General features: G+C 72.2%; 11 protein-coding genes and 3 pseudogenes. 6 read left to right on the forward strand and 8 right to left on the reverse strand.

From position 1 onward, the window contains the following. The 3 genes and pseudogenes from ADK60_RS16500 to ADK60_RS44850 form a co-directional block, all read right to left on the reverse strand. Nucleotides 1-693 (reverse strand): annotated as a pseudogene (locus ADK60_RS16500) (hypothetical protein); the annotation flags it as partial. A 162-nt stretch (nt 694-855) separates the two neighbouring features. Further along, the gene (locus ADK60_RS16505) at nt 856-1152 is read right to left on the reverse strand and encodes a hypothetical protein (protein ID WP_045941347.1); all 297 of its coding nucleotides are present in this window, start codon (nt 1150-1152) and stop codon (nt 856-858) included. Nucleotides 1153-1158: 6 nt separating this feature from the next. Next, nucleotides 1159-1329 (reverse strand): hypothetical protein, encoded by a 171-nt coding sequence (locus ADK60_RS44850; RefSeq protein WP_159394284.1) that lies wholly within the window; start codon nt 1327-1329, stop codon nt 1159-1161. A gap of 381 nt (nt 1330-1710) precedes the next feature. Between ADK60_RS44850 and ADK60_RS47670 the strand changes: the two genes are divergently transcribed. Continuing rightward, nucleotides 1711-2682 carry a LuxR C-terminal-related transcriptional regulator gene (locus tag ADK60_RS47670; RefSeq protein ID WP_045941349.1) on the forward strand — a complete coding sequence of 324 codons (972 nt, stop codon included), beginning with the start codon at nt 1711-1713 and terminating at the stop codon, nt 2680-2682. A gap of 152 nt (nt 2683-2834) precedes the next feature. On the opposite strand, the pseudogene ADK60_RS16520 reads toward ADK60_RS47670, so the two are convergent. Then, a pseudogene (locus ADK60_RS16520) lies at nt 2835-3029 on the reverse strand (N-acetyltransferase); the annotation flags it as partial. An 86-nt stretch (nt 3030-3115) separates the two neighbouring features. On the opposite strand from ADK60_RS16520, the gene ADK60_RS16525 reads away from it, so the two are divergent. The 3 genes from ADK60_RS16525 to ADK60_RS16530 all read left to right on the forward strand — a co-directional run bounded on the left by ADK60_RS16525 (nt 3116) and on the right by ADK60_RS16530 (nt 5442). After that, entirely contained in the window at nt 3116-3358 is a 243-nt protein-coding gene (locus tag ADK60_RS16525) for a hypothetical protein (RefSeq protein WP_045941350.1), read from the forward strand. 842 nt (nt 3359-4200) lie between these two features. Further along, on the forward strand, nt 4201-4584 hold the full coding sequence (locus tag ADK60_RS44855) for a hypothetical protein (RefSeq protein WP_159400462.1): 384 nt from the start codon (nt 4201-4203) through the stop codon (nt 4582-4584). A 165-nt stretch (nt 4585-4749) separates the two neighbouring features. Further along, complete coding sequence (locus ADK60_RS16530) at nt 4750-5442, forward strand: DUF6882 domain-containing protein (RefSeq protein WP_053646813.1); 693 nt, start codon at nt 4750-4752, stop codon at nt 5440-5442. A gap of 822 nt (nt 5443-6264) precedes the next feature. On the opposite strand, the gene ADK60_RS16535 is transcribed toward ADK60_RS16530, so the two are convergent. Further along, nucleotides 6265-6933, reverse strand: a complete 669-nt coding sequence (locus ADK60_RS16535) for a hypothetical protein (protein WP_045941352.1) — start codon at nt 6931-6933, stop codon at nt 6265-6267. 829 nt (nt 6934-7762) lie between these two features. Between ADK60_RS16535 and ADK60_RS16545 the strand changes: the two genes are divergently transcribed. Next, a complete protein-coding gene (locus ADK60_RS16545; protein ID WP_053646817.1) occupies nt 7763-8194 on the forward strand; it encodes a nuclear transport factor 2 family protein in 432 nt (143 codons plus the stop codon). Nucleotides 8195-8472: 278 nt separating this feature from the next. Then, nucleotides 8473-8973, forward strand: coding sequence for a hypothetical protein (locus tag ADK60_RS16550; RefSeq protein WP_159400463.1), 501 nt, complete (start codon nt 8473-8475; stop codon nt 8971-8973). 157 nt (nt 8974-9130) lie between these two features. On the opposite strand, the gene ADK60_RS16555 is transcribed toward ADK60_RS16550, so the two are convergent. The 3 genes and pseudogenes from ADK60_RS16555 to ADK60_RS16560 all read right to left on the reverse strand — a co-directional run. Next, nucleotides 9131-9712, reverse strand: coding sequence for a DUF1206 domain-containing protein (locus ADK60_RS16555; RefSeq protein ID WP_234371110.1), 582 nt, complete (start codon nt 9710-9712; stop codon nt 9131-9133). Continuing rightward, nucleotides 9709-9960, reverse strand: coding sequence for a DUF1206 domain-containing protein (locus tag ADK60_RS46620; protein WP_234371111.1), 252 nt, complete (start codon nt 9958-9960; stop codon nt 9709-9711). The genes ADK60_RS16555 and ADK60_RS46620 overlap by 4 nt, the downstream gene beginning before the upstream one ends. A gap of 685 nt (nt 9961-10645) precedes the next feature. Next, a pseudogene (locus tag ADK60_RS16560) lies at nt 10646-11149 on the reverse strand (IS5 family transposase); the annotation flags it as partial. Between the last annotated feature and the right edge of the window lie 304 nt (nt 11150-11453).

Consider the following 11453-nt stretch of genomic DNA (forward strand, 5'->3'; position numbering starts at 1 on the left):
CACCGAACCGTTGTCGTTGAGAACGACGTAGTCCGCGCGCCCGTCGCCGTCGAAGTCCGCCCACCGCACCCGCCCCGCACCACCCGACTCCGTACCGGCGGAGGCGCTTGCGCCGGTGATGTTGTTGTAGCGGAGACCGAAGTAGCCGCTGGCCGGGTGGCCGCCGATGTCGCCGCCGTAGATGGAGGCGGTGCCCTTCTGCATGTCGTTGGCCTTGCTGGACTCGGCGATGTAGGCGAAGGTGCCGGCGGACCTGTCTATCCAGCGGTCGAACAGGACGATGTGGCCCGAGCCGAGGATGTTGCCGTCGTGGGGGTCGTTGTCGAGGGCGTCGCCGGGCTGGAGGTCGGTCAGCGCGACGCGGGTGGTCAGCGACCGCACGTCGATGCTGTCGGTGTTCTCGCTGGAGGCCAGGTGCCAGGCCATCGAGACGAACCCGGAGCAGTCGGTGCGGTAGTAGCGGCCGCCGACGTCGGCGGCCGAGGCATCCTGGTCGTACTGGACATTGCGGTTGTACCAGTCGTTGGCACGGGCGAGTACCTCGCTGCGGGTGATCTGGCCGCCCACCGAGGACGCCGCCTGGGCGGTGGTGGCGGTGGCGACGGTGACCGCGGTGGTGGCGATCGCGCCGGAGGCGGCGACGGCGGCGGCCAGGGTGAGCCGGACGAGCCTGGAGCGGAGGGAGGAAGGCATGCGGAATCTCCTTGGGTCGGGTTCGGGTGGTGACGCGGCACGGCGGGCGCGCGGGGCGGCCCGGCGGGTGTCGGCGGACGGCTGTCCTGCAGGAACAGCGGTCGGTGTCGAAAAGCCGGGGCGAAGGCCCCGCCGGCGGCCCGGCGGGCTGATGACGGACGATCAGCAGGTCTCCGGCGCCGGCGGGTGGTAGCGGCGGGACAGCAGCGGCGAGGCGCGGTGGCCCCGGGCGATCAGGGTGTGCGCGGAGGCGACGGGGTCCGACGGGCCGTCGGCAGTGCGGCGGGTGAGGAGGTAGAGCAGCAGGTCCACCCGGTCGTCCTGGGGGCGGGCGGTGATGTGCTGGAGCGCGTCACCGGGCCGGGCGTGGGCCCACAGGATGCCGACGACCTCGCTCGCTTCCTGCGACGCGACCGCACCGCGGTCCCTGCGCCTCAGGCTGGCGTGGACAACGTCCAAGGGGGGTCAGCCCCAGCCGAGGCTGTCGCCGGTGCCGGGCACGGTGCCGCTCGGGGAGGGGGAGGGGGCAGCGGCGGCGGGTCCGGAGGCGGAGGGGACGAGGACGGCCGGGGCCGCGAACAGGGCGGTGAGGGCGAGGGCGGTGACCGCGACGACCTTGACCAGGTGGCTGCGCATATCGGTGATTCTCCTGAACGACTCGGTTGGACACGGGAGTTCCGGTTCGGCGTCCCGCGGTTGACGCTCGTTCCGGTTCGCCGTCCGGTCGGTTTCTCCGGCGGCGATCACCAGCTTGGCCTGCCACGGGGCCCACCGGAAGGCGAACCGGCTGTCGCCAACCGGACTGTCCGACATCGGACAGTCCGCCGTAGACATGTCAGGACCTGGGGCGCGGCCGGTCCCCCAGTAGGTGACACAGAGGGGAATCCGCTGGTCAAACCGGTGAAAGCCGCCGCAGGCGGGACAGGTCGGCCCTTGTGTGCAACTGCGCCCCGCTGAAATCATCAGTCACGTTCGTGCACCGTCGTGCATGTCCGCCACACGTTTCCGGGGGGAACCATGTTGGAGGCACTCGGCCTCTCGTCCACTGCCTGCCAGGTCTACCGGGCCATGCTCGACGGTCCTGCCGACGACATCGACACCCTCGCCGCTCGCAGTGGCCTCACCCCCGGCCAGTTCCACGACGCCCTGGACGAACTCGGCACCCTCATGCTGATCCGCGCCTCCGCCGAACACCCCGGCAGGATGCGCGCCGTCGACCCCGCCATCGGCCTCGCCGACATGGTCGCCCGCCAGGAAGCCGACCTCGCCGCCCGCCAGGCCGCCCTCGCCACCTCCCGCGCCGCCGTGACCCGCATGGTCGCCGACCGCGCCGAACACCACACCGCCCACGGCGAACGCCTCCTCGGCCTCGACGCCATCCACGGCCGCCTGGAGCGCATGGGCCGCACCGCCACCCGCGAAGTCCTCAGCAGCCAGCCCGGCACCCAACGCCCCGAGGACCTCGCCGCCTCCCGCCCGGCCGACGCCCAGGCACTCGCCCGCGGCGTGAGCATCCGCACCCTCTACCAGGACTCCAACCGCCACCAGCCGCACGCCGCCCACTACGCCCACTGGCTGCTCGGCCAGGGCGGCGAAGTGCGCACCGCCCCCACCGTCCCCCAGCGCGTCGTCATCGTCGACCGCACCCAGGCCCTCGTCCCCATCGACCCCGACGACACCCGCAAAGGCGCCCTGCACATCACCGAGCCCGGCATCCTCAACGCCCTCCTCGACCTCTACGAACAGGCCTGGAACACCGCCGTCCCCCTCGGCGCCGCCACTCCCGAGGACCCCGCCACCGGACTCACCCCCACCGAACGCGACCTCCTGCGCCTGCTCGGCACCGGCCTCACCGACGACACCGCCGGCCAACGCCTCGGCATCTCCTCCCGCACCGTCGGCCGCCACATGGCCTCCATCATGGAACGCCTCAACGCCACCAGCCGCTTCGAAGCCGGCATCAAAGCCGCCCAACACGGCTGGCTCTGACCCCGGCGACCCGCCCGGCCACGACCGGGCGGTGCCGAACCGGGCACCGCGCCGACCCGGCCGCACCCGGTGTGCGTGGTGGCGACGCGCTGCGGTGACCGGTGCGCCGGGGGCGGCCACTGCCGCCCCCGGCGCACGACGACAGGGGCTGCTCACGCGTCGGGGTGCTCCGGCGGGGCGGGCCAGTCCGACCAGGAGGTCTCGCGGCCGGGGAAGCGCGGCCGCCGGAACGGCCGGTCGGCGGCGATCCACCGCGGCACCAGTTCGTCGAGGGCCTGCTCGACCTCGCTGTCCACCGGCTCGTCCACCACCCACCAGGAGATCTCGCCGTCCGCGCCGGCCCGCTCGGCCTCGCCGGTTGCCGCGCGGCGCCACCGTCCTCGACCCTCGTACCGCCGACCTGGCACACCGGCTCACCACGGGCCTCGGTGACGTGTCGGCTGCCGCCGTCAACGGACCGGCCGGAACCTGGCTGTTCCTCCTCGACGCGCAGGGGCGGCCCATCACGGACGAACCCGTCGCATTCGTCCCGCTCGACCCGGGCGAGCCCATCAGCGCCCAGCTGGAGGCCGTGCGCGGCACCCCGGTTCCCTACGGTGGCCACCGCAACTGCGCGGATGCGCAGACCGCAGCCCGGGAGCTGCTCGGCCACCTCCGCACCGAGGCGGACTCCTGAGCCGCACGCCGTCGGATCGGCGAGGACGGTGGCCGTGACCCGCCAGCGCCCCCGCACCACCACCGGAGCGAAGGCCACTGCGCGCCCCTGCCCAGGTCTCCGCTCCGGCCGGACCGCAAGCGCCCCGCCGACCTGGTGGCCGATCTCCGCGACCCGCACGAGCAGCACGGTGGAGCCGACTCGATGCCCGCCGCCGGCGAGCTGTACGGCGCCCTGCTCCGGGCCGAGCGCAATGCGGTCCGGCTCGGGCTCCGCACCGCAGGCGGACCGCCAGCGGGTCGCCCTGCACCGGGTGCCAAAACACACACCTGCAACGCTCGGCCCACGACAAGAAGGTCCGCCTCTCCTCGCGCATGAGCGGTGGGCCCGCTGCCCGGGAGGTCGCTGCGCTCCAGCAGGGCGCTTCCACCCGCCGCAGGTGAGGTAGTAGGCGGCGCGCAGGGCGATCTGGCGGGTGGCCGACACCCGGTCTCCTTCGTACCTGACAAGGAGGCATTCACCTCCGCGCGGGCGTCCTTCACGATCGCCTCGATCGGACGGTGGTCGACGCCGAAATCGCGCAGCTGCCGTCCGCACAGAGCCCGCGCCGCGTTCTCCACCGAGGTCGAGCACAAGCTGCCCGGCCGCCGCTCGCTCTTCGCCGATCTGGTCCTCACCGACCCCGGCACGGACGTGCCGGTGCTCCTGGTGGAGGTCGACCGGGACAACGAGGGCGCCGGCACCCTCGTGGCCAAGCTCGCCACCCACCGCACCTGGTGCCGGCTCCCCGCGAAGGGCGCCACCAAGCGCGCCTTCGAGACCTCGCTCCACCGTCCTGGCGCCCGCGCCCACGACCTGCGCCTGTGGACCGCCACCCGGCCACCGGCCGCGAAGGGCTGCCCCCGGTCGCGCTCGTTCTCGAGGCCGGCCGCAAGCGCACCCGCCGACCCGGCGCCCCACCGCGCACTGCGGAGCAGAAGAAGGCCAAGGCGAAAGCCGACCGCGAGCGACTGCTGCGCCGTGTCCGCGCCTCCCGGCACGCCTGGCACGCACCCGCCCACTGGGAGGACGGCATCATGACCGCGCAGCCGCACCCCGCCCTCCCGGTGGTGGCCACCACCATGCCGCCGCTGCGCCGCTTCGGCGCCGCCGATCTGGTGGCGCTTCTGCGGCCAGCAGTGGAGCACCCTGGCCCAGGCGCGCGACACAGAACTGCTCTGCTCGATTCCCCACCTACGGGCGGTTGACCTGGGGAGACGTCACATCCCCGGGGTTGCCCGTCAGCCAGACCGTTCCCAGGGCCTGCCTGGCCGGGCCTGTCGCTGGTGGCTGTTGACCTGGGTTGATCCCGGGACTACCTCAGGTCAGGGCCCTGCTCCGGGCCCGCAGCCGACGTCCCCTAGGCTGCCCGGATGATCACTGCTTTCTCCGACGCCTTTCTGGACGCCGCCGAGTACCACGCGGCGTGGGGCGCCCAGCAGCTCGAACTGATCGGCCAGGCCGTCCCGGGCGGCCCGTGGAGCGCGGACCTCGACGAGTGCCGCTACGAGTCCGGCGGCCGGACCCTGCGGGTCGGGCTGCTGGGCAGCTACGACACGGACGAGCAGACCTGGCTGTGGGGCTGGGCCAACCCTGGGCTGCGCGGCGGCGCGGTGGTCGCGGCCGGTGAGCGGATCGCCGAGTTCGGCCGCCGACACGGCGTCGCCGAGCTGGTGCAGGAGGGCGTGGACCTGGCCGGCTTCATCGATCCGCGCCATGCCGCGGAGGCGCTGGCCTTCCTCGGCGCGGCGGTGCTCGGTGCACCCGGCTACCTCGGCCAGGAAGCCGGCCCCGGGAGCCGGGTCTACTTCGTGCCGCAGGACCCGCAGCTCCGGCCGGCAGGGTTCGACCCGGTCGCCATGCCGCGCCACCTGCTCACCGGTGCGCAGCTCTTCGCCCGCTCGCCGCGGCGGGTGGTCGAAGGCTGGTTCGCCCTGCACGGGGTCCAGGTACGGGAGGAAGCCGACCGGACTACCGCGCAGCTGCCCGGCGGCGGCACCGCGGTGGTCTCCTTCGACGAACTCGGCCGGATCTCGGGCGTCGACGTCGGACCGGTCCCGGCCTAGATCGTGGCATCGCCGATCACGACCGGCAGCAACGTCGTCGGGCCGCTGCGCGAAGCGACCCGGCGACGCCGAAGGCGCCCTCGACGGGGCGGGCCGAACTCCCCGCGCAGCGCCCGCTCCCGCGCATCGGCGGGACACACGAGGGGCAGTCGTGCGCCCTTGTGGCCCACGACGGCTCCGGACAGGTACTGGGCGCGATGGCGCTGCGCCGCCCCCACGCCTGCGGGCCCCGCGTCGGCGAAGTGGCGTGGCTGCACTGCCGCGAGGCCCCCGCAGCCGCGGCCGTCCTCGTGCAGCCGTCCGGGAACGGCCCGACGGCCTCGACAGCATCACCGCGTTCGGCCGACCGACCCCGTGGCCACCCCATCTGCCCGGAGTCCCGCTGCACCAACGCCCCGTCACCATCGAGGCCTTCACAACCGCAGGCTTTCGCACCCGCCGGCTCGTACACGGGGCGTACCGAGTTTGACGGAGCACCGGGGTTTGTGACTTCGGCTTCGGTGGCGCGCTGCGTACTGCCGGGGCGGGGAGTCAGCCGATCCGTACCTGGTTGAATCAGCGGATGAGTCAACCTCTGCCGACCTGGGAGTCGTCACCGCACCGTCCGGCGTACGGGTCCTGGGTATAGCCGGCTGGATCGACCAAGGGCGACCGAGGATGATCGGAGAGGGCGGAGGCGCCCGAGGTGGGCGACGTCGTCCCTAACAACGCCAGGCCGCCGCTGGCGCTGGGCCGCGCCGGCGTGGTGCGCCTCCAGGACGGGCGTCGGTTCCGCTGCCCCCGGCGGATTGGCGCACTCCGCCGTTGGCATCGGGCGGCGGGTCACGTCCCCCAATTCGCGATGGACACCGCCAGGTCGTTCCAGCGGAAGCGCCCGAGATCGGGAGTATTGCATCCCTTGGGTTGGAAGAACTCGTCCCCGTGCCATTCGAGGAGATCGAACAGTGACACATCGAACCGGCACCTGCTCAAGGAGGAGATGACGAAAATCCAATCCCCTGCGCCCAGAAAACCTCTGTGCACTTTGCTCAGGTCCGGATATCCCAGCCCCGCCCCCACACACTTCACGTCGCCTTGCTCATCGATGTCCTCGAAGAAACAGACCTGTGTGGGCAAGGCGTCCGGTGGCTGCGTACAGGTCGCCTCGAGGGCCGCCTCCAGCGCCCCTTTCTCGGCGTCGGTGTACATACGGCGCGCCTCCGACAGCATCGCTTCGCGGTCGGTGAAGGCCCCCAGAGCCAGGGACGAGTTGTGGATCAGACGCGTCATGAACAAGGGCCGCGTCACTTCCGCGTTCATGCGTTCAAGGTCCTCCACCACTTCTCCGTCGAGAACGAGCGGAATGTCCGGGTAGAGCTTGTGCTTGCGGCCGGTGTGTTCAGGGCGAGCAGACAACTCACCGGCCAGTCCGTCGGGTATCCGAACGGGCTCCGCGTCCCTCACGTCAAGCTCGGGGGACCCCTTGTCCGCACCCGGGAACTGGTGCGACATTCCCACCATCTCCTTGTGGTTGTGCCGGCGCTCCACGGCGACCCCTCCCGGATGCACGGATCAACAGTTGCCGCGGGCGGCGAAATGTCAGGTACCTACGTTCACCATTTCCACGCTAGCCCTTACGTTCCCAGGTCGCCCGACGAGGATTTCCCTGGAAGGGATGCCCGTCAGCGGCCGGTGGGAAGGTTGGGGGTTGAGACTGGTAGGCCCCCCAAGCGGCTCGTCGCACTCGTAACTGCCGCGACCGCCCTGGCCGGTGTCATCGGCCTCGGCACCGCCACCAGCGCGTCGGCCGACGTCGACCGGGAGTGGGACTGCGTGCGCAACCCGCGCGGCTGGGACCACATGGACTGGCGCAACTGCCTGCTCCCCGGCGACTCGCTGGTCTCCGGCAACGGCGACGAGCGGCTCGTCCACCAGAACGACGGCAACCTCGTGCAGTACGACGAGGGCGGCCACGCGGTCTGGAACACCACGACCGCCAACACCGCGCCGGGCAGGGTCGTCATGCAGTCCGACGGCAACCTCGTCGTCTACGACCGGGCCATGCGCGCCCGGTGGGCCTCCGGGACCGCCCTCGGCCCCGGATTCCGGCGATGTGTCGACGTGGCGCACGCTCCACGTCCCTTTCCGACGGGCCGGACAGGCCTCCGATGCACGACAGTCGGTCAGGACCCCTCCGATCGAAGGGGTTCCGCGACCGTTGCGCCACCCACCGGAATCCGTCCCGCATACCGGGACCGCATTGGCGTCGGGCATCTGCTTCGAGCAGGATCTCCGCGGCACCGATCAGGGGCATCGGTGCACGAGGATTCGAGGGGGACCCATGAGTGGGACGAAGGACCCGAAGGTTGCTGCGATCGAGGCCTTCTTCGCGGCCTACGGCGCGGGTGACGTCGACGCGATGAGCGCGGTGCTGGCCGAGGGGACCGAGTGGACCATCCCGGGGCGCCACCCGCTCTCCGCTACCAAGCGCGGGGTGGCCGAGGTGCGGGCCTTCCTCGACCAGCTGGGAAAGTCCGGCTTCAAGGCGGAGCCGATCTTCTTCGGCGTCAACGACGAGTACGTGGTCGACATTCACCGGGGCTGGACCATCGAGGGCACCGGGAAGGTCGACACCACCTGGGCGCCGGTCTGGCACTTCGACGCGGCGGGCAAGGTCGACCGGGTGGTGAACCTCTCCGGTGACCAGCACCAGATGGACTCGTTCGTCCGGGAGAACTACGCGCTCGCCCCGATTCCGGACCGCCTGGCCTGATCCGGCGTACGGCCCGCGCGCGGCCGGGGCGGGTGAGGCGGCTCCGGCCGCGCCGACGTCCTCCGACTGCTCGGCGTGCACACCGGGCGGCAGCAGTGCGGCGCCGCAGCGACAGTCCGAGGAAGCCGGCCGACCACCGCCCGCAGAACGGCCGGCACTCCTCCCGCGGAGGCTCCGGCACGACCTCGACGGCACGGCCCCGGAGCCGGTCGCGCGGTCGCTGCGCGGCTCGGCTGTCGGGCTGATCGGCGTGAGGGGGCTTCGCATATGCTGAACCGATGTCGGACGACGGCGGAATTCCAAGTACCGCGGACACTGATGTGGACCTGCCTGCAACGCTGCGTATCGCTGGGCTCGCGTTGGAACGGACGGAGAGCCCTGCGTCCTTGGCCTGCTGGACCGGCTGCTTCCCGGGGCCGGCGGGTGGTAACGCGGCGGTTGTCAGTCTGGTGATCGAGCCGGCCGCGCCGCCTGAAGAGGTCGCCCTCCAACTCGTTCTCGACGTTGTGGGCAATTTCGACGTCTTCGTCGACCGAGCCGTGCGGTACTGCCGGACCCGGCTCAGGGAGCGGCACTTCGAGCTCACACCCGAGGAACTGAGCTGGCTGGATCTTCCGGAGTTGCCGTTGGCAGGTCCCGAAGTGGTGGTGTGGGCCGACCGAACGTGGGCGATCCGGTTCACGGAGAGCAGGTTCCGACTGGCGGACCCCTTCGGGATCCTGGTGACCTTCGACGGCACGCAGCCTGTCGACGTCCAGGGCCCCAAGGACGAGCAATGAGCCGCTTGTCGTGGCATCGCGATCCTGGAGACTGTCGGACCGTCAGCGGGCGGGGCCGGTCGGCGGACGGCACAGGGGCCAGGCCACTGCACGGTGACCGTGGCCGCGCGGCGCAGGGCCGGCGGTACCGGATGCGGTGGGGGAGGTGTTCTTCGGGTCAGAAGCGCCGTCGGTGTGCGCAGACGAACGAGAAGACGCCGAACAGCTGCAGTCCGACCGCCACGGCGGCGAGCAGCCACGGGCCGGCCGGGGTGTGCGCGAAGGACCGGAGGGTGTCGTCGATGCCTCTCGCCCGCCCGGGGTCGTAGCGGGCCGCCGCCGTGCCGGCGAAGAGCCCCACGCCCGCGAACACCACGCCGCGCGCCGCGTTGCCGGCGACCCCGATTGCGGTGACCGCGGTACGGGCGCGCCGGCCCATCGAGACGGTGTCCGGTCGGCGCAGGAAGGTCCGCAGGGCGGCGCGCACGGCGATGCCCACACCCACGCCGACCAGTGCCAGGCCGGCTGCGCCCACCAGCAGGCGGCCACCCGGCAGGGCGAGCGCGTCGGCCGTCCGGTCCTTGGAGGCGCGGTCGCTGTTCGACCCGCCTGCGGCACCGGAGGCGAAGACGGCGGTGCCCCGGCAGAGCGACGCGTAGAACACCGCCCGCCCGGCGTCCAGCAACCGCTTGCCCGGCTTGCGCCGACCGCCGCCGTGCTCGTCGTACGACATTGCGGCGGCGGCGCGCCAGAGCGTCATGCACGCGAAGCCGAGGACGAGCAGCCACAGGAGGAGCGTGCCGCCGGGCCGGGCCGCGATCTGGCGCAGTGCCCTTCACGGTCGGCCTCGTCCGGGCCCCGGCCGTCCGTCGCGATCCGCAGGGCGAGGTAGCCGATCACGACGTAGACGACTCCGCGGGCTGTGAAACCGGCCCGCCCGGCGGCGCGCAGGAACGGACCGGTCGGCACCTCCCCACTGGACCGGAACTCCCGTGCGGTGGCCACCATGACGCCTCCCCTGTCCGGAGCGCCCGGCGCGCCCGGCAGCCGTGTGCCCCCTTTCCGGTCTGCCACGCACGGGACCCCCGGCACCCGATTTCCACCGTCCCCGCCGCGCTCCGGCCGGGTCGTTCCTGCGGGACCGTCACCGGCGCCGACGCGGCGGCCGCCGCGAGCCGGAACACCGTCGGTCGCCGCCGGATCGGCGGGCAGGCCCGCACCGTCACCGGGTCCGGCGTGCGCCTGCTCCGCAGGACGCCATCGACCGTGCAGCGGCGGGCATTGCGGTCCGGGTGTCCTGTTCGGGCACGCCGGGGCCGACGGGAACGTCCGGCTTGCGCCGGATGCGGTCGAGGTCGCCCCCGGGGGGTGTCGGTGTGGAGCCGTGTGCCGTCCCGGCGCGTCAGCGGGGTGTGCCGGAGGCCGCGCTTGCTGTCCGGGAACCGGCCCGCCGGTCGTCGTTGCCCGAAGGTGGCGCCCGTCAGGTCGCGCAGCGGTTCCTGGGCGGTCGGCAGGACGACAGCGGCCTGGAGGGCCAGGTTCTGTCACGGGCCGGGGCGCCCTGGGGCAGTGGCCGGGAGGCAGCTGCGGACAGCACTCGGCATCCCTGCGGTGGGTGACCACTCGTCGTGTCCGGGATCGGGCCGGCCGGGGGATCCGGACGGTCTTCCGCGAGCTGTCTCGAAATCCGCGGGTGGTCGAGCCGGGCCCACAGAAGCGGGCGGCGACCGCCGTCTCGGTCCTGGACGCTCGCGGCAACCACGTGGACGGCCACCAGCAGGCCGAGGGTGTCGGTGACCAGGAACCGCTTGCGGCCTTTGACCTTCTTGCCGGCGTCGAATCCCCTGGTCGACGCGGGCACGGTGTCAGCGGTGCGGACCGACTGCGAGTCGATCAGTCCCGCGCTCGGCTCGGCATTGCGGCCGTCGGCCTCGCGTACCTGGCGGCGCAGGCCGTCGTGGATGCGCTCGACGGTGCCGTCGTCGTGCCACCAGGTGAAGTACCAGTACACCGTCGGCCAGGGTGGAAAGTCCTTCGGCAGCTGCCGCCAAGCACACCCGGTCCGTACCACGTAGAAGATCGCGTCCACGATTCGCCGCCGCGGATGCTTCTCCCGCCGGCCACCCTTCGGGCCCGTTCGCGCCCGCGGGAGCAACGGCTCGACCAGCGCCCACTGCTCATCCGTCAGGTCCGAGGGACATCCACCCCCAACACCGCTCACAGGGAGCTCAACGAACGCCTCAGCAACGGGACACGGCAGATCTCAAACGCGGTCTGAGACCGCGTTTGAGATCTCATTCAGCGCGGACAGGCGGCAAGGCTGTCACCGCCTGTTGTCCCAGGTAGCGCCTATGGTTCCGCCCATGAGCGTTCCCGAGGTCATCCCGATCAGACATGAGCCCGACTACCGCACGAGCACCATCGGGCGGTGGCAGAACGGCCAGTTCTTCGCGTCGGTCACCGCAGCCTTCCCCGAGGGCTGGAGCGGCGACGACTGGCAG

Origin of the sequence: Streptomyces sp. XY431 (assembly GCF_001279805.1) — a bacterium.
Classification (GTDB): Bacteria; Actinomycetota; Actinomycetes; order Streptomycetales; family Streptomycetaceae; genus Kitasatospora; species Kitasatospora purpeofusca.

Excerpts from the sequence above, each read along its gene's own strand:
- ADK60_RS16555 (WP_234371110.1), bottom strand. The coding sequence starts at position 9,712 with ATGACGCTCTGGCGCGCCGCCGCCGCAATGTCGTACGACGAGCACGGC.
- ADK60_RS16550 (WP_159400463.1), top strand. The coding sequence starts at position 8,473 with ATGTCGGACGACGGCGGAATTCCAAGTACCGCGGACACTGATGTGGAC.
- ADK60_RS47670 (WP_045941349.1), top strand. The coding sequence starts at position 1,711 with ATGTTGGAGGCACTCGGCCTCTCGTCCACTGCCTGCCAGGTCTACCGG.
- ADK60_RS44850 (WP_159394284.1), bottom strand. The coding sequence starts at position 1,329 with ATGCGCAGCCACCTGGTCAAGGTCGTCGCGGTCACCGCCCTCGCCCTC.
- ADK60_RS16530 (WP_053646813.1), top strand. The coding sequence starts at position 4,750 with ATGATCACTGCTTTCTCCGACGCCTTTCTGGACGCCGCCGAGTACCAC.
- ADK60_RS16535 (WP_045941352.1), bottom strand. The coding sequence starts at position 6,933 with ATGTCGCACCAGTTCCCGGGTGCGGACAAGGGGTCCCCCGAGCTTGAC.
- ADK60_RS46620 (WP_234371111.1), bottom strand. The coding sequence starts at position 9,960 with ATGGTGGCCACCGCACGGGAGTTCCGGTCCAGTGGGGAGGTGCCGACC.
- ADK60_RS16545 (WP_053646817.1), top strand. The coding sequence starts at position 7,763 with ATGAGTGGGACGAAGGACCCGAAGGTTGCTGCGATCGAGGCCTTCTTC.